We start from the raw sequence: 20,538 nt of genomic DNA, 5'->3' as shown, positions 1-20,538 counted from the left end.
TTTATAAATAAAATATGGTTGGCGGAGGAGGTGGGATTCGACCCCACGGTACGCTTTCACGCACGCCGGTTTTCAAGACCGGTGCATTCGACCACTCTGCCACTCCTCCGCTGAAGTTCCTCTACACCGCCGATTCCGATTCTGGAAGGTGGCTGGTGTGGAAATCCGCCGAACCCATACCGGCAGACTTTTCTTGTCGCGCACAAGGCGTTAGGATGCCCTTGTGCGGCATCGCCCGCAGGATGGAATGAAAGCCGGGCAAACCGGCATCGTGCAGAGCGGCGCGTGTGACAGGCAAGGAATGAGGCATGACAGGTCAAGGCAATGGCAAACGGTGCGGTATGTGGCGCATCGCTATGATCAGCGCAGGGGTGCTGCTGGTCTCGGGATGTGACGAGACAGGGCAGTTCAACAACCCGTTCACGGCAAGTGGTGAAACCGCCGAGGCAGCGGGCACCACCGACAGCACTTCGGTCAAGCTGGTCGAGCGTGACGTCGAAGCCCCGGATGTCTTCCAAGTGACCGACATGGGCCTTTGGGATGGCCGCCCGTCACTGGGTGGTGTTTGGGTGGCGCATCCGGACGTGAAGGAACCCGAGCGGGTCATCATCCGCAACAACGAGAATTCCAAGTTCGTGATCGGGGCATTGTTCCGGCGCGAACGTGAGAACCCGGGCCCGGTTCTGCAAGTGTCGTCGGATGCCGCCGCGGCGCTGGGCATGCTGGCAGGGGCGCCGTCGCAGCTGAACGTGACCGCCCTGCGCCGCGAGCAAGCGCCTGACCCGGCTGCCGCCGACCCCGCCCCGGCCGGCGAGTTGGACGCGCCGGATGCCGTCGAGGAAACCGCGCTTGACCCGGTTGATCCGGTGGCCGGGGCCGCCGCGGCGCTGGACGATGTTGAAAGCACGAATGAGATTCAGCCCGCCGCCGCACCGCCTGAAACCACGCCCAAGCCACGGCCTGCGGCGTCGCCGCTTGAAAAGCCGTTCATCCAGATCGGCATCTTCAGCATTGAGCAGAACGCGCGCAACACCGCCACCGCCATGCGTCAGGCGGGAATGGTGCCCGTTGTGAAAGAGCAAACCTCACAGGGCAAGACATTCTGGCGCGTGATCGTTGGGCCGGCCGGATCGAAATCCGAGCGGTCGGTCTTGTTGAAAAAGATCAAGGGGGTCGGCTTTGACGATGCCTATCCCGTTACGAACTGAGGGCTGATCCAAAATGATCCGCATCTTCCGATTTTTTGCCGCTGTGTTGCTGGCTGTCGCGATGGGCTTGCCTGCACAGGCCTTTGAAACCCGGGCCAAGTCAGCCTTTGTGATGGACATGACCACCGGCACGGTGCTTCTGAGCAAGAATGCGGATCAACCCTTGCCACCGGCCTCCATGTCCAAGCTGATGACGCTTTACGTGACTTTCGAGGCCATTCGCGACGGGCGCCTGACATTGGATGAACGCCTGCCGGTCTCGCGCCACGCGATGAGTTACGGTGGCTCCACCATGTTCCTCGACACCACCGACCGGGTGCGCGTGGAAGACCTGTTGCGCGGGATCATCGTTTTGTCGGGCAACGACGCCTGCGCGGTGATTGCCGAGGCGCTGAGCCCGGATGGAACCGAGGCGGGTTTCGCCCGCTTCATGACCCAACGCGCACGGCAAATGGGCATGACCAATTCCACCTTCACCAATTCCAATGGCTGGCCTGCGGCGGGTCACCGGATGAGCATGCGTGACCTCGCGCTTCTGTCGCGCCGGTTGATCGAGGATTTCCCCGGCTTCTACCCGATGTTTGCCGAAACGGAATATGCCTTTGACGGGCGCGCGCCGCAAAACGTCCGCAACCGTAACCCGCTTTTGGGGCTGGGGATCGGGGCGGACGGCCTCAAGACGGGTCATACGCAGGAGGCGGGCTATGGCCTGACAGGATCGGCCAAGCAGGGCGAGCGGCGGATCGTCTTCGTCATTTCCGGGCTTGAGACGACCCGCGCCCGCGCCGAGGAGGCCGAAAGCATCGTCAATTGGGCCTTTCGGCAATTCGTCGAGAAATCCATCGTCAGCGCTGGGACTGAAGTGGCGCGGGCCAATGTCTGGATGGGCGACGCGACCAGCGTCGGCTTGACCCCGGCGGCGGATGTAACAACGCTCGTGCCGGTTCTGGGCGGGGACGAGATGCAGGCCGAAGTGGTCTATCACGGCCCCCTGCATGCGCCGATTTCGAAAGGCGACGAGTTGGGAGAGCTGATTTTCGCCCCGGGAGAGTTGCCCGAGACACGCGTGCCCTTGGTGGCGGTGCGGGATGTGCCGCGTGGCGGTTTCATGGCGCGGCTGCGCACGGTCTCGGAACACCTTTTGATGCGCTTGCGCGAAAGGTCCGAGGGCACGCTTTGAGCGGGCCGGGACGGTTCATCAGTTTCGAAGGTATTGATGGGTCGGGCAAATCCACCCAGGCACGGCGCTTGGCCACGCATCTCGAAGGGCAGGGGCATGACGTCGTCCTGACGCGCGAACCCGGCGGCAGCCCCGGTGCCGAGGATATCCGCGCGCTTGTGCTGGAAGGCGAGCCTGACCGTTGGTCGCCGGAAACCGAGATTTTGCTGTTTACCGCCGCCCGCCGCGACCATCTGGAGCGCACCATTCTGCCCGCGATCGAGGCCGGCAAAATCGTGATCTGCGACCGCTTTGCCGATAGCACCCGGATGTATCAGGGGTTGCGCCGCGACGGCCTGCGCGCATTGGTTGATCAATTGCATGACCTGATGATCGGACGCGAGCCTGACCTGACCGTGCTGATCGACATGGACCCCGCGACCGGTCTGCAAAGGGCCTTGTCACGCGGAGCCGGGGAGGAGCGGTTCGAATCCTTCGGCAATGACCTTCAGGCCAAGATGCGCGCCGGGTTTCTGGAATTGGCGGCCGAGTTCCCCGACCGTTTCGTGACCATCGACGGCAGCCGTGACATGGACGAGGTGGCCGCTGACGTCACCCGCACCGTGACGGGTTGGCTGTCATGAGCGACGCAGGCACCCCGCTTCCCGACCGCATAGACGGCGCGCCGCACCCGCGCGAAACCCAACGCCTGATCGGGCAGGGGGCCGCCGAACAAGGGTTCTTGGACGCCTTCAATACCGGCCGTTTGCACCACGGCTGGCTGATCACCGGGCCGCGCGGCGTGGGCAAGGCCACGCTGGCATGGCGCATCGCACGCTTCCTTCTGGCCAGGCCTTTGGAAGATGACGGCGGGCTTTTCGGTGATACCCCGCCACAGCCCACCACGCTGGACATCGACCCCGAACACCCCGTCGCCCGCCGGATCATGGCAGGCTCGGACCCAGGCCTTTACCTTGTCCGCCGGGGTGGGGCGGGCAGTTCCGACCGCGACCGCGACAAGAATTTTGAGGAAGGCAAGTTTTCGCAAGACATCCGCGTCAGCGAAATTCGCGGCTTGGCCCGCTTCATCCACCTCAGTTCCACCGAAGGCGGGCGGCGCGTGGTCATCGTCGATGCCGCCGACGAGATGAACATGCAGGCCGCGAATGCCCTGCTGAAGATGCTGGAGGAGCCCCCCGCCCGCACAACCCTTCTGCTGGTCAGCCACCAGCCCTCGCGGCTTTTGCCCACCATCCGCTCGCGCTGTCGTGAATTGCGGCTGACGGCCCTGGCGCCCGAGGACATGGCCGCCGCATTGGCGCAGGCCGGGGTTGACCCCGGCCCCGATACGGCGGCTCTTGCCGAATTGTCGGGCGGCTCGGTGGGTGAGGCCGTGCGGCTGATGAACCTTGGCGGCTTGCAGATCTATGCAGAACTGGTCGCCATTTTCAAAGGGCTGCCACAGCCGGACCGGGGCAGGGCGCTCAAACTGGCCGAGGCGGCGGCCACCCGTGGTGCCGAGGAAAAACTCGACCTGCTGATCTGGCTGGTGGACCTCTTTCTGTCGCGCCTCGCGCGCAGTGGCGCACTTGGCCCACCGCACGTCGAAGCCGCCCCGGGCGAAGCCGAATTGTTCACCCGCATGGCCCCGCACGCCCATGCGGGCCGTGCCTGGGCCGATTGCGCGCAGGAGGTCGGTGCCCGAACCCGCCACGCCCGGGCGGTCAACCTTGACCCTGCCGCATTGGTCCTAGATACCGTGTTCAAGATTCAGCAAACCGCGGCGGGATAATCGGCCCGCCTGCCAAGGGGCGACATGACCGACAAAATCCAGATCACCGATAGCCACTGCCACCTCGATTTCCCCGACTTCGACGAGGAGCGCGGCGCCGTCATCGACCGCGCGCTTGCGGCCGGCGTCACCCGCATGGTCACCATTTGCACCAAACTGCGGCTGGAACCGCAAGTGCGCGCCATCGCCGAGGAATACGCCCCCGTCTTCTACGCCGCAGGCACCCATCCGATGAGCGCCGCCGATGAACCCATGGCCACAGTGGAGGAACTGGTCACTCTCGCCCAACATCCCAAGTTTGTCGGTATAGGCGAAACGGGCCTTGATTACCACTACACCTCTGAGAGCGCCGAGGTGCAAAAGCAAAGCCTGCGCGTGCATATCGAAGCCGCCCAGGAAACCGGCCTGCCGCTCATTATCCACGCCCGCGCCGCCGATGACGACATGGCCCGCATCCTGACCGAAGGCTATGAGGCCAAGCCTTATACTTGCGTCATGCACTGCTTCTCGTCGGGCGCGGAGCTGGCCAAAACCGCCCTAGACCTTGGCTTTTACCTTTCGATGTCCGGCATCGCCGCCTTCCCCAAATCCACCGAATTGCGCGAGATTTTCGCCACCGCCCCGGTGGATCGTATCTTGGTGGAAACCGACGCGCCCTACCTTGCCCCGCCGCCCTATCGCGGTAAGCGCAACGAGCCGGCCTATACCATCCACACCGCCCAGAAAGGCGCCGAGGTCTTCGGGCTGGACTGGCCCGAGTTCGCCGCGCAAACACAGGCCAATTTCGACCGTCTCTTCTGGAAGGCCGCGCAATACAAGGCCGCCGCGTAATGGGCGAATTGCGGTTTAAAATCCTTGGCTGCGGCTCTTCGGGGGGCGTGCCGCGCTTGGGCGGCAACTGGGGCGATTGCGACCCGGAAAACCCCCGCAACTATCGCCGCCGCTGCTCGCTTCTCATTGAACGCGAAGGCGAAGGTGGGGTCACCCGCGTGTTGATCGACACCTCGCCCGACCTGCGCGCGCAGCTTCTGGATGCAGGCGTAGGCGAGCTTGACGCGGTGCTTTACACCCATAGCCACGCCGACCATGTCCACGGGCTCGACGATCTGCGGATGATCGTTTTCAACATGAAACAACGCCTGCCGGTCTGGGCCGATGGCGATACGCAAAACGCGCTTTACGCGCGCTTCGGCTATGCCTTCATCCAACCCGAAGACAGCCCCTATCCCCCGATCCTTGATATGCACACCATCACCGGCGATGTGACCATCGAGGGCGCGGGCGGGCCCGTGACGCTCACGCCGTTTGAGGTCAACCACGGCTCGATCGAGGCGCTGGGCTTCAAGGTGAACGGTGTGGCCTACCTGCCGGATGTGGCCCAAATCCCCGAGGATGTCTGGCCCGTGCTGGAAGGGCTGGAGTGCTGGATCCTTGACGCCCTGCGGCGCACCCCGCACCCCACCCATTCGCACCTTGAGCAATCGCTGGACTGGATCGCCCGCGCCGCCCCCAAGCGCGCGGTGCTGACCAACATGCATATCGACATGGATTACCAAACGCTGGTCGAGGAAACGCCCGACCACATCACCCCGGCCTATGACGGCATGACCCTGACCTTCCCGGTCTAAGCCCGATGCAGGCGCTGATCGAGGTCATCTTACCGGTCTTCGTGGTCATCGGCTTTGGCTATCTGGCGGTCTGGCGCGGTTGGTTTTCTCAGGCGGGCGTCGATGGGCTGATGAAATTCACCCAGAATTTCGCCATTCCCTGCCTGCTGTTCACCGCCATCGCCCGGCTCGATCTGGGCCAGCATTTTGACTGGCGGCTTTTGCTCAGCTTCTACACCGGCGCTTTGACGGGTTTCCTCTTGGGCCTCTTCGGCGCGCGCTTCATCTTTGGCCGCGATTGGGAAGATTGCGTCGCCATCGGCTTTTGCTGCCTGTTTTCCAACTCCGTCCTTCTGGGCCTGCCGATCACCGAACGCGCCTATGGTGTTGACGCTTTGGAGGCCAACTACGCCATCATCGCCGTCCACTCGCCCTTCTGCTACGGCATCGGCATCACGGTGATGGAGGTGCTGCGCGCGCGCGGCACACCGGGCCGGGCGCTGCTGGGCAAGGTGCTGAAGGCGATGTTCTCCAACGCGCTCATCATCGGCATCGCGGCGGGGTTCATCGTCAACCTCACCGGGTTGCCCATCCCCGGCGTGCTGAACGACGGGCTCGACATGATGGTGCGCGCGGCCTTGCCTGCGGCGCTCTTCGGCCTTGGGGGCGTACTGGTGCAATACCGCCCCGAAGGCGATTTGCGCATCGTGCTTTACGTCTGCGCTGTGGCCCTTCTGGCGCACCCGCTGGTGACCAGCCTGCTTGGCCGGGGCTTGGGCCTTACGACCGAGGCCTACCGCTCGGCGGTGCTGACCGGCGCGATGGCTCCGGGGATCAACACCTATATCTTCGCCAACATGTACGGCCGCGCCCGCCGCGTGGCGGCCTCGGCGGTACTCATCGCCACCGCCGTCTCGATCCTGACGGTCTGGATGTGGCTGGGGACATTGCCATAGGGCTCATTGCTACGCTCCTCGCGAAGACGCCCGTCAGGGCGGATGAGCGCGCCAGACACCCCGGACGCAACGCGTGGTTGCCTCGCCAGACATGTCCCTTTCTTTGCATTAACAGGGAACGGCGGCTTGAGGGCTCCACGTATGCCGTGTCCTGCCCGAATGGCGGCTTTGAGCAGTGCTGAAAAACAGCCAAGTCGCGGCGAATGATCGTCATGCAGTGATCGGCTGCAATTCTAGAATAACTCTCGTGGCTGGGCTTTTGCCGAGGCGAGGTCGCCCGGTTCGTTGATGGTGAAGGGGGCCGCAATGCTGTAGGAATTCTTGTCCCAAAAATCGGTGATTCCCGGTGGCCAGCGACCGCCTTCGATCAAGACCCTGATCAAATTGCCCTCGAACAGGCGCACGACAGTCTCGCCATCCTCTGCACGGGTGCCTTCGATCTCTTTCCTAACGTCAACCCGCTGCGCGCAAGCCATTTGAAAAACCCGATCACTCACAGTCATCTCGATATGGATTTCGTCCCGCTCGTCATCCCATGTGCCGGGCTGCGTCGTTTTTCTGATCCACCCGATCTCGGTCAAGGGAATGATCAGCGCAACCTCCATCGTCCTGCGCCCAGATCGGGTATATCCCGGGTGGAGGAGGTTCACCTGAACGTCGCGCGGCGTGAACCGCAGAAGCCACATTGGATGTTTCGCCCGTCGCCAACCTCGGATAAAGGCGAAGATTGCGTAGACGCCGAACAAGCAGGTTGCCAGGCCAAGTACGGCAGCAGCAAAAAGGATTATACCGTCCAATGGCTGTCGCAGAACACCATAGGTGGCAAAGCCGAAGAGAATGCAGAACATTCCAACCATGCCAGAGGTAACAAATTGGTCCCTTGCGCCATGAAACACGGTCAATTCGTCGGCTTGCACTCTTACATGGACCATCTTCCAATCCCACCTTTGCGAAAACACTCGACCGCAGCTTTTGAATAGCCGTAAATACCTGTCATCTCAATGCGTCCAAAGTCGGCAATCTCGATGCCGAGAACACCTTTCTTGGGCGCATCATCAGCCCGCACAAGCGGTCCATGCGGATCCGGATACCTGTTTCGAGGAATGACCATCGCGTCCTGTAGAGCCGAGGTTCGCAAACGCTTATCCTGCGCGAAGAAGCCCGTAAGGGCTGATGAGCGCGCGCCGGGTAAACGTACGAAACTCACGTACGTTTCGTACGTTTCTCACCGCGCGCCCTGTTAACCCGCCGGGGTGCCGACAAAAATACCGACGCGATACCGACGTTATACCGATGCGTTACAGCTAGGGGTTTCTGTTGTTAACCAAAGGGTTAGGGGAGATTCGCGGCGCTAGAGGATCACCCGCAGAATTGCCGGTACAAAAGTTCGATCAACTCTTGGGTCTTTTCATCGGCCAGGCGGTAGTAAATCGTCTTGCCCTCGCGCCGCGTGGCGACCCGGCCCTCCTGCCGCAACCGCGCCAGGATCTGGCTGACCGCCGCCTGCCGCATGTCCAACAGCTCTTCCAGTTCACCTACCGATTTCTCTCCCGAGCCCAAGTGGCAAAGCGTCATCAACCGTCCCTCATGCGCCACGGTCTTGAGAAAGGCAGCCGCCTCCTTGGCGCTTTGTTCCATTTCCTTGGGCGGGGCGATGGTTTCGGGTTTGGTCAATTGGGTCGTCCTGATACTGCGCGTTTCGCCTTATTTAGCACGGCTTTTCAGAAAGGCCCAGATCACTCCGTCTTGGGCGGCGCACCTCCGGCAAAGCAGTTGCCGTTGACGTAGTCACAAGGCTCTTCCTGCATCTGAAGATGCAAACCAGTGTCCTCATAAGGGTGGGCACGCGCCAAACCCTCGTCAACCTCGATGCCCAGCCCGGGGGCCTCAGGCGGGGTGATAAACCCGTGATCGACCTGAATTGTGCCTTTTATCAAGGCATTATGGAACGGGGTCTCGATGGTTTCGGCCATCAGCAGGTTGGGGATCGAGGCGGCCAGATGCACATTGGCGGCCCATTCCACGGGGCCTGCGTAAAGGTGCGGGGCCATCTGGGCGTTATAGACCTCGGCCATGGCGGCGATCTTCTTGCACTCCCAAATGCCCCCCGCGCGGCCCAAGGCCGGTTGCAGGATGCTGGCCGCCCCCTGGCGCAGGACGGGGGCAAATTCGGCCTTGGTACACAGGCGTTCGCCGGTGGCCACGGGGATGCGCACCGCACCTGCCACCTTGGCCATTTCGGCCACGCAGTCGGGCGGGGTGGGTTCTTCATACCAAAGCGGGCTATAGGGTTCGATCGCCTGTCCAAGGCGAATGGCCCCGGCGGTGGTGAATTGCCCATGGGTGCCGAACAGCAGGTCGGCGCGGGTGCCCACGGCCTCGCGGATGGCGCGGCAGAAATCGACCGACATCTGGATATCCGACATGGCGGGCATATGACCGCCGCGCATGGTATAGGGGCCGGCGGGGTCGAATTTCACCGCCGTATAGCCCCGGCCCACGCAATCCAAAGCGGCCTCTGCCGCCATCTCGGGCGAGGTCCAGAATTCGGGCATGGAGTGCCGGGGCAGGGGGTATAGGTATGTGTAGGCGCGGATACGCTCGTTCATCCGCCCGCCCAGCAGCGCCCAGACGGGCCGCTCGCGCGCCTTGCCCAGAATATCCCAACAGGCAATCTCGAGCCCCGCGAAGGCCCCCATGACCGTCAGGTCGGGCCGCTGCGTGAAACCCGAGGAATAGGCGCGGCGGAACATAAGTTCAATGTTTTCAGGGTTTTCGCCCTGCATGTGACGGACAAAGACATCTTCGATGACGGCGCGCATGGCCTCTGGCCCGACGCTGGCGGCGTAGCATTCGCCCCAGCCGGTGATGCCATTGTCGGTGGTGACTTTCACCAAGATCCAATAGCGCCCGCCCCAGCCGGGGGCCGGGGGCGCGGTGATGATGATATCGAGGTCTTGCAGCTTCATGGGCGGGCTCCGATGTTTGTGTTTCGGATCGCTTTGCGATCCGACCGGGGCGAGGGGCGCTGCCCCTCGCGCTCCCCGGAGTATTTGGAGAAAGATGAAACGGGTTACTTCAGCATGATCACGTTGCGCCGCGCATTGCCTTGTTTGGTATCCGCGATGGCCTCGTTGATTTGTTCAAGGCTCCAGCGGTTCGAGATCAATTCATCCAGTTTCAACCGGCCCTGTTGGTACATGTCGATCATCCAAGGGATGTCGCGCTTGATCACCACGTCACCCATTTTCGAGCCGACCATGGACTGCCCGGCGGCGGCGAAACTGCCGGCTTCATAGGTGGAGGCTGCCCCAGTGGCGGGCATGCCGACCATGATGACCTTGCCGCCGCCCGCGATGTAACGCGGAGCCTGATCATAGGCCTGTGCCGCGCCCACCGTGACCAGCACCGCATCGGCCCCGCGCCCCATGGCGGCCTTGGCCGCGCGCCAGGGTTTGTCTTGGGTGGCCAGAATGCCGTCGGTGGCCCCGAACGCCTTGGCGTCTTCGAGTTTATCTTCGTTCATGTCGACGGCCACGATACGCCGTGCGCCCGCGATCCGCGCGCCTTGGATAGCATTGAGGCCCACGCCGCCCGCGCCGATCACCACCACGTCTTGGCCCGCGCGCAGGTTGGCCGCGTTGACCACGGCACCCACGCCGGTGACCACGCCGCAAGCCAGAAGGCTGGCGGCATCCATGGCCATTTCGGCGGGGGTTTTGACCACTTGCGAGTGATGCACCACGACCTTTTCGGCGAAGGCCCCACAGGCCATGGCCTGGTGCAGCTTGCCGCCATCGGCCAGTGTCAGCGGGCCGTGGTCGCCGTCATAGGGCGTTTCGCACCCCGTAGGCCGGCCTGATCCGCAAGAGGGGCACTCGCCACAGGCGCGGATGAGGGTAACGACCACCGGGTCGCCCTCGGCCACCCCGGTGACACCCGCGCCCACGGCGGTCACATAGCCCGCGGCCTCGTGGCCATAGACGGCCGGGAGCGAACCACCCCAGGCCCCTTCGGCATAAGAGATATCCGAATGGCAGATCGCCACGGCCTCGAGCGTGACTTCGACCTCGCCCATTTCGGGCGCGCGAAGGTTGACCTGTTCTATGGTCATTGGTTGCCCGAAGGCGTGGCAGACGGCGGCCTTGATTGTCGGCATGGGTCCTCGCTCCCTGTTCTTTTGGCAAAGGGTTACGGGAATGGCGCGCGGGTGCAAGCGGGGATTTTACCGGGTCTGTTGTGTGACCTGATCAATGAGCTGCGCCAGTCGTCCGGGCATGGAAAAAAACGGCGAATGACTAGAGGGCAGGGCACGGATATCCGCCTCGGGCCAGCTTGCCGTCATGCTGCGTTGATACTCGGGCGGGATCGCCTGATCGTCGTCACAGCGGATGTAGGTTTTGGGCACGCTGGCATAGGCCGCGCCAAGGCGTATCGGAGTGGCTTGCGGCTTGATCGCCTGCACACAGAGGTTTTGGCGGGCATAGTCGACCGTGCCCTCCGGGCAATCGTGGTAAAGCGCCTTGGCCAAGTGACTGTCGCGGAAGGTAAAACCCAAGCCATCGGGGGTTTTCTCGATGGCCTCCAAAAGCGGCTGACGCGGGGCCTCCATCCGCATATCGACCAATGAGACCCCATCGCGCGGCGCATAGGCGCAGAGATAAACCAAGCGCGCGATTTTACCGGGGTTGGCTTCGGCGGCGGCGGAGATGGGAAAGCCTGCCATGGAATGGCCCACCACCACGGCGCGGCCGGTGATCGCGTCAAGGATGGCTTGCGCATAATGGTCCAGCGTTATCTCAGCGATGGGGCAGGGGTTGGCCCCATGACCGGGCAGGTCAATGGCGCGCACATCGTGCCCCAGCTCTTCCAGCTTGGGGATCACATCGCGCCAACACCAGGCGCCATGGCAGGACCCATGCACCAGGACGATCTCAGACATGGCCCACCTCCTTCAGAAACCCGGTCAGGACCTCGGCATAGGCCTTGGGCTGATCGACGCAAGGCAAATGCCCCGCCTTGCGCATCAGGTGAAAGCGCGCGCCGGGAATAAGATTGACGGTCTCGCGCACCAGATCGGGCGGGGTGGAACCATCCTCGGACCCGGCAATGCCCAGTGTGGGCAGGCGCAAACCGCTGGTGGGGGTGTAGAAATCCGTGCCCGCAATGGCCGCCGCACATCCCGCAAAACCGCGGGGCGGGGTGCGCTCCAACATATGCCGCCACGCGTTGATCTCGGGCGTGGCGCGAAAGGCGCGGGGGAACCACCGTTCCAAGGTCGCATTGGACAGGGCCGCAACACCGCCCTGTTTCACGGCGGCGATCCGTTCGGCCCACATCTCGGGCTGGCCGATCTTGGCGGCGGTGTTCGACAGCACCATGGCGCGCATCAGGTCCAGCCGCTTGACAGCCAAACCCTGCGCCACCATGCCGCCGATCGAGAGCCCCACGAAGACACAATCGCGCACGCGCAAATGATCCAATAAACGCTCGGCATCGCGCACAAGCGCCCCCATGGAATAGGGCCCCTTGGGGCAATCCGACAAACCGTGACCGCGCATGTCATAGCGGATGATACGCAAGCCTTTGGGCAGGTGCGGCAGCACGTCATCCCAAAGCCGCAGGTCGGTGCCCAGAGAATTGGCAAACACCAAGGGCGCGCCATCGGGCGTGCCATCCTCGCGATAGTGCAGGGCGATATCGCCCAGATCGGCCATTTGCATATGTCATCCTCCCTTGGCCTCAGATGCCCGCCCCTTGCCTCCGGGGTCAAGCCCTGACCCAAAGGCGCGGCTGCGCCGCAGAGGTTTGTTAGGATGAGGGGCGCTGCCCCTCTTGGCCTTTGGCCAATTCACCCCGGAGTATTTGGAGAAAGATGAAGGAAAAAGGTGCGTTTCATCTTTCAAAAAATACTCCCGCCGGAGGCACCCCGACGAGGCTGTCAGAGACAGACTCCGAGATGCCAAGCGAGCGCCAAGGGCGCGCTCAATCAGGTCAGTCCAGCCGGATATGCGCCATGATCTGGCCGTGATCGGAGGCCAGCTTGTTATAGGGGGCCTCGGCGTGGGAGCCGTCGGTGATATGGTCGTTGAACACGCTGAAATAGGTCATTTCGCCGATCCGGCCCGGGAATTCGGGGTGGAAGTGGCGGCTTAGGTAGATCTGGTCGATGGATTCGAAAACCCCGCCAAAGGCCGTCGTATAGACCATGTCGCGCAGGGATTTGCGCACAAACAGCCGCTCGGCGGGATGCAGTGACAGGCGTTCCACATCTTCGGTGATCTGGCGGTGTTCTTCGTCGGAGTAGCGGTCCGAAGGGGATTGCGCATCGTGGCGCAGCATCCAGGCGTAGTTTTTGAAGGGGCGTTCACCGCTGATGATTTCCGAGCTGACCGCATGTTCGCCATCGTTGAAATCGCCCAGCACCATCACCGGATGACCAGCCTCCAGTTCGGCCACGATTTCGCGCCGCAGGACCCAAGCCTCGGCCATGCGCCGGATGGCGGCGCGCAGGCTGCCCATGGCGCGGCCGACCGCGTCGTATTGGGTGAGGTCCTCTTCGGGGGCAAACTCCGCGCCTTGCGGTTTGATATATTCCCCAAGCTTCGATTTGAGGTGGCAGTTGAAGACGGTGACCACCCGGTCGCCCACCGGCACCCGCGCCTTGAGAATCGGCCGCGACAGGCGGCGCAGGGTGTAGTGCCCCGCCTCGGCATCTTCCATGCCGCGCAGCGGTGCGAAGGGGATGCGCAGTGGCTCTGGCAAGTCCTGAATGACCTCAGGTTGCCCATGAAAGCCAAAGCGCGACAGGATCGCCAGACCCGGGCGGCGTTTGCCCGGCACCCCTTCGTCGGCCGTGTTGGGAGCGAAGGCGAGGCTGGCCTCGCTATAGGGTTCCACCTTGAGCTTTTGAAAAATCACCTTGCGATGATAGCGCTTTGAGCGGTCGGGGATCGTTGCGTCATTCAATTCGGTGGCACGCGTATTGGTCTCTTCGATCACGGCGCGCAGGGCCTCTTGCTCGAAAATTTCCTGAAAGCCCACGATATCGGCGTTCATCGACAAGAGTTGATCCGCCATCCAATCCTCTTTCCACGCGTATTCCTCAGGCGTGTAGGATTGAAACTCGTAATATTCCTTATCGGGGCCAATCAGGTTTTTGACGTTGAAACTGGCAATCGTGAACTCGGTCATTGGGGCTCCTGTCAATCGCTAAGGGTGTCGAGGGCGCGGGTGAACATCGCCTTGTCCACGTTCCCGCCCGAGATCGTACAAATCACCGTATCGCCTTCGATCTGCGATCCGTGAAAAAGGGCTGCGGCCAAGGCCACGGCCCCGCCCGGTTCGGCCACCACCTTGAGCCGTTGCCACGCCAGTGCCATGGCGCGCAGGGCCTCGTCTTCGCTGACCACAAGGCCCGGCCCGCAGAGGCGTTGCATGATCGGGAAGGTGATCTGCCCCGGTGCGGGCGTCACAATCGCATCGCATATCCCGCCCGAGCCTTGCGCGTTTCGCTCAATCCGCCCGGAAACAAGCGAGCGCGCAGTATCGTCAAACCCTTCGGGTTCCACGGGGCGCGCGCGCATCCCCGGGGCCTCGGCCTCAAGCGCAAGGGCAATCCCTGAGGTCAGGCCGCCACCTCCACAACAGACCAGGACATCGGCTTCGGTGACGCCCAGTTCGGCCGCTTGCGCCGCAATCTCAAGCCCGCAGGTGCCTTGCCCGGCGATCACCTCAGGTTCGTCATAGGGTTTGATCAGGGTCAGGCCGCGCTTGCTGCGCAGGGCTTCGCCCACCTCTTCGCGGCTTTCGCCGCCGGGACGATCATAAAGCACCACTTCGGCACCAAGCGCGCGGGTATTGGCGATTTTCAACGCTGGCGCGTCATTGGGCATGACGATCACCGCCGGTACGCCAAACTCGCGCGCGGCCAGCGCCACGCCCTGCGCGTGATTGCCCGAGGAAAAGGCCAGCACGCCCTTTTCGCGCACCGCCGGATCAAGCGCCGAAACCGCCGAACGCCCGCCGCGATACTTGAAGCTGCCGGTGTGTTGCAGGCATTCAGGCTTCACCAGAACCCGCCGCCCGGCAATCTCGTCCAGAAAGGGCGAGGACAGCAGCGGCGTGCGCCGCGCATGGCCTTTCAGGCGCTGGGCGGCCGCCCGGATCATGTTAATATCGCTCATGCGCTTTGCTCCAAAAGGCTATGGATGGCCTGCAAGGCCTCCTTTTCATCCAAGAAGGGCACATGCCCCCGGTCCGGCACCGTGGCGGCGATCAGGCCGGGGTGCCGCTCTTGCATCACCTCCAATGTCCCGGCGGTCAGCAGGTCGGAATTGGCCCCGCGAATGGCCGCCACGGGGATTTCCTTCAACCCGTCGAACAAATCCCACAGGTTCGGGGCCTCGCCCACACCCGCTTGTCCGATCAGCGCATCGCGCAGCTTGGGGTCATAACGCAGGGCAAGCCCCGCACCCGGCGCATCCTCCCACATGAATTCGGCCTGTTCGCGCCAGCGCGAGACCGGCACACCGGGAAAATCATGCGCGTGGCCCGAGGCCAGCGCTTGCGCGGCGGCATCCAGATCGGGGAAGGGGGGTGTTTTGCCCACGTAATCCATGATCCGCTCAAGGCCCGCGGCATCCACCACCGGGCCGATGTCATTCAGAACCACGGCTTGCAAACGGTCCGAATGCGTCACCGACAGGGCCATGGAAATCAACCCGCCGCGCGAGGTGCCGATGATCGTGGCGCGCGCCAACCCCAGATGATCCAGCAATTCGATGGCATCCTCGCCCTCGCGCAGGATGTTATAGGTCATCGGGTCGCTGGCATATTCCGACTGCCCCCGTCCCCGGTAATCCATCCGGATCAGGCGTACCCCCGGCAAATGCGGCGCAAGATAGGAAAAATCCGCGCCATTGCGCGTCAGCCCCGCAAGGCAGAGCACCGGGCGGCCTTCGCCCTCATCGGTGTAATGCAGGCTCAGCCCGTCAGATGTGGTAAAACGCGGCATGGTCAGACAAGCTCCGGAATGTTTGTCAAATCGGACAGGATGTGATGCGGCGTGGCGGGCAGGCGATCCACCGGATCGCCCGCGCGGTTGACCCAGGCGGTGGTAAAGCCATAGCCCGCCGCGGCCCCTGCATCCCATCCATTGGAGGAGACAAACAAAACCTCGCCCGGCGCACAGCCAAACCGCGCGCCCACCATGTCGTAAACCACCCGTGCGGGCTTGAAGACTCCCACGCTTTCCACCGACAAAACATCGTCAAGATAGCCCCCGATGCCCGCCGATTGCACAGCGGCATCCAGCATATCGGGGCTGCCGTTCGACAGGATGGCGCAGGTCATGCCGCGCGCTTTCAGGGTGGCCAGCATATCGGGCACCTCCGGATAGGCGGCCAACTCGCGATACAACTGCAAAAGCCGGGTGCGCAGGTTCTCGTCGCCATTCAGCCCCGAGGCCTCGAGCGCCCAATCCAAGCCATCCTTTGTAACATCCCAAAAATCGCAATGCTGGCCCATGACCGCGCGCAACCATGTGTATTGCAACTGTTTCAGACGCCAATGCTCGGCGATCTGTGGCCAATGCTCGGCAAAACCCTCACGCCCCGGCTCTTCGGCAGCCATGCGCGCGGCGGCGGCCACGTCGAACAGCGTGCCATAGGCATCGAAAATACAGGTTGTGATCGGCATGGCTCCCCCTTTGGTTTCGGCCGAAGACTTGCATGGATCGCAGGGTTGGGGAAGGGGCTTTGGCACCGGGGCCAGATTTGCTCGGCGGGTTGTTTGCAATCTTTGGGCGCAATGCTTAGACTCTGCGTCAGACACACCCAAGCACCCGTGCCATGGCACGGCCTTGCAAACCCATCCCCAAACAGATTGGATACCTCATGACGCAAGTCAAATCGGGCGATACTGTCCGCATTCACTATACCGGAACACTGACCGACGGTCAGACCTTCGATAGCTCCGAAGGGCGCGACCCGCTGGAATTCACCGTGGGTTCAGGGCAGATCATCCCCGGCCTCGACGCCGCCATGCCCGGCATGGAAGTGGGCGAGAAAAAGACGGTAGAGATTGCCGCCGACGACGCCTATGGCCAGCCCGACCCCAACGCCCAACAGGCCGTGCCGCGCGCTGAAATTCCTGACGATATCCCGCTTGATCTGGGAACCCAGTTGCAGGTCCAAACCCCGCAGGGCCAGGTCATGCCCGTGACCGTGGTCGAAGTGACCGAGGAACAAGTCACGCTCGACGCCAACCACCCGCTGGCGGGCAAGGACCTGACCTTCAACATCGAACTGGTCGAGATCGCCTGAACTGCGTCCGGTTGGAGTTTCAAGGCGCGCGTGAGGGGGGCCTCACGCGCGCTTTTCTTTTGTGCAGGTCGCGATAGGGTAGGGGCAAAGCCCGGAGGCCACCTGCATGACCACCCCCACGCCCACCGAAAAAATCCTCACCCGCATCCGCGATTTGCAAGATGAGCTTGAGGCCGAATTCACCCGTCGCCGCAAGCAGTTCCGCTATAGCCTGCAAAATGGCCGCGTGGAGTTCGAGAGCGAAATTCGCAAACAGCATCGGGCCTTTCGCGTGCGGCTTTCGACCTTCCTGCGCCGCACCCGGCCCATGGTGGTTCTGACCGCACCGGTGATCTATTCGCTGATCATTCCCTTTGTCCTGCTCGACCTTTTCGTGACGCTCTACCAACGCATCTGCTTTCCGGTCTACGGGATCGAGCGCGTCAAACGCGCCGATTTCATCCGGGTCGATCGCCACCACCTGGCCTATCTCAATGCCCTGCAGAAGCTGAACTGCATCTATTGCGGCTATTGCAACGGCCTCATCGGCTACGTGCAGGAAATCGCCGGCCGGACCGAAGCCTACTGGTGCCCCATCAAACACGCCGCCCGCGTCGGCGCGCACCACGCTTATTATGCGCAATTCGTCGACTACGGTGATGCCGAGGGCTTCCAGGAGGGCCTGCAAGCCTCGCGCCAGCGGATCACGCAGACGGGCCTGTCAGGCATCAAGCCGGGGGACTGAAGCGGCAAACGGGTTTCTGGTCCAAGCCCGTTCGAACGGGCTTGCAGCGCGCGGTTTGCAAACCGCGCATCAAAGCGCCTTGCAAGGCGCTTCAACCAAACCGTTTCGAAACGGCTTCAGCCCTAACCCATCTCCAGCAGAACCGCACCCGCGCGTCCTGGGGTCATCACTGCGTCATGTGCCTTGGCGCAATCTTCAAGCGCGAACCGCGCGCCGATCTCGGGGCGGAGCGCGCCACTGCTCAAGGCTTCGTGCAGGCGTGCGATGATAACCTGTCGCTGGGGCATTGGCAGGATGTAGATCAAGGTGATGTCGATTTTGAGCGCCTTGAACAGGTAAGGCCCAAAGGGCAGGGTGGGGGCCATCTCTTTGCCAGACCCATAAGCAGCGATCGTGCCCAAGGGTCGCATGATCTCGGCCAAAAGATCGACATTGCTCCCGAATTCCACTTCCACGGCACGATCCACGCCATCCGGAGCCACGCTCTTGATTTGCGCGGCCAACTCCGGGTCGGCATAGTCAAAGACATGATCGGCCCCGGCGTCGCGCACCCGGTCCATGGCCTTGGGCGCGCATGTGGCAATCACTCGCGCGCCACCCGCCCTGGCCAGTTGCACCGCGTTATGCCCCACAGCCCCGGCCCCGCCCGCAACCAGCAGGGTTTGCCCGTTCACATCGCCGCCGCCAAAAACCACCTGCGCTGCGGTCAGCCCGGGAATGCCAAGTGTGGCCCCAGCCTCAAGCGACACGCCGTCGGGCAGGGTCACCGCCTGCTCCGAGGGCAGGGCGATGTACTCCGCCGCCGTGCCAAAGGCGCGTTGCCACTGGCCGTTCCAAATCCAAACGCGTTCACCCACGCGGGCGCTATCCACGCCCTCGCCAACGGCCTCAACCACACCCGCCCCATCGGAATGCGGCACGATCTGCGGAAAGGCAGGCTTGGTCACACCGGGCCGCGCCCCGGCGCGGGCCTTGGCATCCGAGGGGTTAACACCGGAATAGGCCAGCCGCACCAGAACTTCGCCCGGTCCGGGTTTGGGAAGCTCCCGATCATCAAGCGACAAAACGTCTTTTGCCGGTCCGAACCGTTCGTAGGCAATACAACGCATGCTGGTTGAAATCACTCGGTCCGCCGCAGACGGATCACCACATCGACACTGGCAATCTCGGCCCCGTCGGGGGCCTTGGGCAGCTGCGATATCTGCAATTCCTCGGCGGGGGCATCGGTCAGCCGATCCTCCCCTTCCCAGAAGAAATGCGGGTGGTCATGGGTGTTGGTGTCGAAATAGCTTTTCGACCCATCCACCGTCACTTCCTGAATAAGCCCGGCATCGCAAAACGCCTTCAGCGTGTTATAAACCGTGGCCAACGAAACACTTTCGCCCATGTCCTGCACATCCGAAAACAGGCTCTCGGCGGTGACATGGCGGTGCTGCCCGTCGCCCACCAAAAGCGTGGCCAGTGCCACGCGCTGCCGGGTCGGTCGCAGACCCGCGCCGGCCAACCAGTCGGTGCCTCGTTTAACAGCCTCTGTCATCATCGCGCAAACCGTCCTTTATCCTTCCGGTAATATAGGGGGCAGACCCGGTATATTTCAAACAATTTCCTGCAAAGCGGAGGACCGGCAACCCCGGATCAGGGCAAGCCCCCTGTGCGAGTCGCCGCGCAATCGCGGCCTGTGGTGCGATCAACTCTTACGACGATCCGTCGTAGAGACATTGCACCACGGCGTCGATCAGCGCCGGTTGGAGACAATAAAGTTGACGCACTGCCCCGGAACCGTAGCCCGACTTGCCGCGCGACAAGGCTCATCGGGCTTGCAAGGATCAATTCCACGGTGATACAGGAAGGTCCACCACCGAAACCGGATAAACGAAAGGTGCGCCTGAATGGCCGATTACCCGAGCAGCTTCGATCGCGATGACCTTCTGAAATGCGCCAAGGGTGAGCTTTTCGGCCCCGGCAATGCGCAACTGCCCGAACCGCCCATGCTGATGATGGACCGGATCACCGATATCTCGGGCGATGGCGGCAAGCACGGCAAAGGCCATGTGGTTGCCGAGTTCGACATCACCCCCGACCTGTGGTTTTTCGAATGCCACTTCCCCGGCAACCCGATCATGCCCGGCTGCCTTGGCCTTGACGGCCTGTGGCAGTTGACCGGCTTCAATCTCGGCTGGCGCGGCTGGCAGGGGCGCGGCTACGCGCTGGGCGTGGGCGAGGTGAAACTCACCGGCATGGTCCGTCCCGACCGCAAAATGCTCACCTACTACGTCGATTTCACCAAGGCCGTGCAAACCCGCCGCCTGACCATGGGCGTGGCCGATGGCGTGGTCGAAGCCGATGGCGAGGTGATCTACCAAGTCAAGGACATGAAAGTTGCGCTCAGCGAAAGCTGAGCCAACACGCCCATGGACTTGCCCCCCTGTCCCGAATGCGCCTCGGCATACACCTATGAAATGGATGCCCTTCTGGTCTGCCCCGAATGCGGCCACGAATGGTCCGCCAATGACAAGCAGACCGATGTGATCCGCGACAGCGTCGGCAACCCGCTGGCCGATGGCGACACCGTCACCGTGATCAAGGACCTCAAGCTCGGCGGCACCTCGTCGTCGGTCAAGGTCGGCACCAAGGTCAAGAACATCCGGCTCGTCGATGGCGACCACGATATCGACTGCAAAATACCCGGCGTCGGCCAAATCGGCCTGAAATCGCAGTTCGTGAAAAGGGTGGCGAAGTAGCCCCCCTTTCATCTTTCCCAAAATAC

24 protein-coding genes and 1 tRNA gene are annotated in these 20,538 nt (G+C 62.6%); 11 read left to right on the top strand and 14 right to left on the bottom strand.

Annotated features, from left to right (window positions below; translation table 11 throughout):
• Window positions 1-19: 19 nt before the first annotated feature.
• A tRNA-Ser gene (locus tag QZ498_RS07415) sits at window positions 20-109 on the bottom strand.
• A gap of 199 nt (window positions 110-308) precedes the next feature.
• Between QZ498_RS07415 and QZ498_RS07410 the strand changes: the two genes are divergently transcribed.
• The 7 genes from QZ498_RS07410 to QZ498_RS07380 are packed head-to-tail and all read left to right on the top strand — an operon-like array spanning window position 309 to window position 6,722.
• Window positions 309-1,208 carry an SPOR domain-containing protein gene (locus QZ498_RS07410; protein ID WP_294621193.1) on the top strand — a complete coding sequence of 300 codons (900 nt, stop codon included), beginning with the start codon at window positions 309-311 and terminating at the stop codon, window positions 1,206-1,208.
• A 13-nt stretch (window positions 1,209-1,221) separates the two neighbouring features.
• Complete coding sequence (locus tag QZ498_RS07405; RefSeq protein ID WP_294621192.1) at window positions 1,222-2,388, top strand: D-alanyl-D-alanine carboxypeptidase family protein; 1,167 nt, start codon at window positions 1,222-1,224, stop codon at window positions 2,386-2,388.
• On the top strand, window positions 2,385-3,011 hold the full coding sequence (gene tmk / locus QZ498_RS07400; protein WP_294621190.1) for a dTMP kinase: 627 nt from the start codon (window positions 2,385-2,387) through the stop codon (window positions 3,009-3,011). Before QZ498_RS07405 ends, tmk begins: the two co-directional genes overlap by 4 nt.
• Entirely contained in the window at window positions 3,008-4,159 is a 1,152-nt protein-coding gene (locus QZ498_RS07395; RefSeq protein ID WP_294621189.1) for a DNA polymerase III subunit delta', read from the top strand. The genes tmk and QZ498_RS07395 overlap by 4 nt, the downstream gene beginning before the upstream one ends.
• A gap of 24 nt (window positions 4,160-4,183) precedes the next feature.
• Window positions 4,184-4,990 (top strand): TatD family hydrolase, encoded by an 807-nt coding sequence (locus QZ498_RS07390; RefSeq protein ID WP_294621188.1) that lies wholly within the window; start codon window positions 4,184-4,186, stop codon window positions 4,988-4,990.
• A complete protein-coding gene (locus QZ498_RS07385) occupies window positions 4,990-5,787 on the top strand; it encodes an MBL fold metallo-hydrolase (protein WP_294621187.1) in 798 nt (265 codons plus the stop codon). Before QZ498_RS07390 ends, QZ498_RS07385 begins: the two co-directional genes overlap by 1 nt.
• Before the next feature lie 5 nt (window positions 5,788-5,792).
• Window positions 5,793-6,722 (top strand): AEC family transporter, encoded by a 930-nt coding sequence (locus QZ498_RS07380; protein WP_294621186.1) that lies wholly within the window; start codon window positions 5,793-5,795, stop codon window positions 6,720-6,722.
• 233 nt (window positions 6,723-6,955) lie between these two features.
• On the opposite strand, the gene QZ498_RS07375 is transcribed toward QZ498_RS07380, so the two are convergent.
• The 11 genes from QZ498_RS07375 to QZ498_RS07325 all read right to left on the bottom strand — a co-directional run bounded on the left by QZ498_RS07375 (window position 6,956) and on the right by QZ498_RS07325 (window position 16,421).
• A complete protein-coding gene (locus tag QZ498_RS07375; RefSeq protein WP_294621184.1) occupies window positions 6,956-7,327 on the bottom strand; it encodes a hypothetical protein in 372 nt (123 codons plus the stop codon).
• 314 nt (window positions 7,328-7,641) lie between these two features.
• Entirely contained in the window at window positions 7,642-7,929 is a 288-nt protein-coding gene (locus QZ498_RS07370; RefSeq protein ID WP_294621183.1) for a hypothetical protein, read from the bottom strand.
• Between the two features lie 152 nt (window positions 7,930-8,081).
• The gene (locus QZ498_RS07365; RefSeq protein WP_294621196.1) at window positions 8,082-8,360 is read right to left on the bottom strand and encodes a metalloregulator ArsR/SmtB family transcription factor; all 279 of its coding nucleotides are present in this window, start codon (window positions 8,358-8,360) and stop codon (window positions 8,082-8,084) included.
• Window positions 8,361-8,458: 98 nt separating this feature from the next.
• Window positions 8,459-9,691, bottom strand: coding sequence for a mandelate racemase/muconate lactonizing enzyme family protein (locus QZ498_RS07360; protein ID WP_294621182.1), 1,233 nt, complete (start codon window positions 9,689-9,691; stop codon window positions 8,459-8,461).
• A 104-nt stretch (window positions 9,692-9,795) separates the two neighbouring features.
• Window positions 9,796-10,881 carry a zinc-binding dehydrogenase gene (locus QZ498_RS07355; RefSeq protein ID WP_294621181.1) on the bottom strand — a complete coding sequence of 362 codons (1,086 nt, stop codon included), beginning with the start codon at window positions 10,879-10,881 and terminating at the stop codon, window positions 9,796-9,798.
• Window positions 10,882-10,947: 66 nt separating this feature from the next.
• The gene (locus QZ498_RS07350) at window positions 10,948-11,664 is read right to left on the bottom strand and encodes an alpha/beta fold hydrolase (protein ID WP_294621180.1); all 717 of its coding nucleotides are present in this window, start codon (window positions 11,662-11,664) and stop codon (window positions 10,948-10,950) included.
• Window positions 11,657-12,445, bottom strand: coding sequence for a 3-oxoadipate enol-lactonase (gene pcaD / locus QZ498_RS07345; protein WP_294621179.1), 789 nt, complete (start codon window positions 12,443-12,445; stop codon window positions 11,657-11,659). The genes QZ498_RS07350 and pcaD overlap by 8 nt, the downstream gene beginning before the upstream one ends.
• Window positions 12,446-12,716: 271 nt before the next feature.
• The gene (locus QZ498_RS07340) at window positions 12,717-13,916 is read right to left on the bottom strand and encodes an endonuclease/exonuclease/phosphatase family protein (protein WP_294621178.1); all 1,200 of its coding nucleotides are present in this window, start codon (window positions 13,914-13,916) and stop codon (window positions 12,717-12,719) included.
• Between the two features lie 11 nt (window positions 13,917-13,927).
• Window positions 13,928-14,908: a threonine/serine dehydratase gene (locus tag QZ498_RS07335; protein WP_294621176.1), complete on the bottom strand. Its 981-nt coding sequence runs from the start codon at window positions 14,906-14,908 to the stop codon at window positions 13,928-13,930.
• Window positions 14,905-15,738, bottom strand: coding sequence for an alpha/beta hydrolase (locus tag QZ498_RS07330; RefSeq protein ID WP_294621175.1), 834 nt, complete (start codon window positions 15,736-15,738; stop codon window positions 14,905-14,907). Before QZ498_RS07330 ends, QZ498_RS07335 begins: the two co-directional genes overlap by 4 nt.
• 2 nt (window positions 15,739-15,740) lie before the next feature.
• Complete coding sequence (locus QZ498_RS07325; RefSeq protein ID WP_294621174.1) at window positions 15,741-16,421, bottom strand: haloacid dehalogenase type II; 681 nt, start codon at window positions 16,419-16,421, stop codon at window positions 15,741-15,743.
• Between the two features lie 197 nt (window positions 16,422-16,618).
• Here QZ498_RS07325 and QZ498_RS07320 point away from each other — a divergent pair, with 197 nt between their 5' ends.
• Window positions 16,619-17,047 (top strand): peptidylprolyl isomerase, encoded by a 429-nt coding sequence (locus QZ498_RS07320; protein ID WP_294621173.1) that lies wholly within the window; start codon window positions 16,619-16,621, stop codon window positions 17,045-17,047.
• A gap of 106 nt (window positions 17,048-17,153) precedes the next feature.
• Entirely contained in the window at window positions 17,154-17,771 is a 618-nt protein-coding gene (locus QZ498_RS07315) for a hypothetical protein (protein WP_294621172.1), read from the top strand.
• A 122-nt stretch (window positions 17,772-17,893) separates the two neighbouring features.
• On the opposite strand, the gene QZ498_RS07310 is transcribed toward QZ498_RS07315, so the two are convergent.
• Together QZ498_RS07310 and irrA are read right to left on the bottom strand one after the other, a co-directional pair.
• Entirely contained in the window at window positions 17,894-18,880 is a 987-nt protein-coding gene (locus QZ498_RS07310; RefSeq protein ID WP_294621171.1) for an NADPH:quinone reductase, read from the bottom strand.
• Window positions 18,881-18,891: 11 nt separating this feature from the next.
• Entirely contained in the window at window positions 18,892-19,311 is a 420-nt protein-coding gene (gene irrA, locus QZ498_RS07305) for an iron response transcriptional regulator IrrA (RefSeq protein WP_294621170.1), read from the bottom strand.
• A gap of 349 nt (window positions 19,312-19,660) precedes the next feature.
• Between irrA and fabA the strand changes: the two genes are divergently transcribed.
• Complete coding sequence (fabA, locus tag QZ498_RS07300) at window positions 19,661-20,170, top strand: bifunctional 3-hydroxydecanoyl-ACP dehydratase/trans-2-decenoyl-ACP isomerase (protein WP_294621169.1); 510 nt, start codon at window positions 19,661-19,663, stop codon at window positions 20,168-20,170.
• A 12-nt stretch (window positions 20,171-20,182) separates the two neighbouring features.
• Window positions 20,183-20,512: a zinc ribbon domain-containing protein YjdM gene (locus tag QZ498_RS07295; protein WP_294621168.1), complete on the top strand. Its 330-nt coding sequence runs from the start codon at window positions 20,183-20,185 to the stop codon at window positions 20,510-20,512.
• The last annotated feature ends 26 nt before the right edge of the window (window positions 20,513-20,538 follow it).

It is taken from the genome of uncultured Roseovarius sp., assembly GCF_913057115.1.
Taxonomy (GTDB): Bacteria; Pseudomonadota; Alphaproteobacteria; order Rhodobacterales; family Rhodobacteraceae; genus Roseovarius.
The sequence above is the reverse complement of the archived record's forward strand: the minus strand, read 5'-3'. Positions and strand labels throughout refer to the sequence as shown.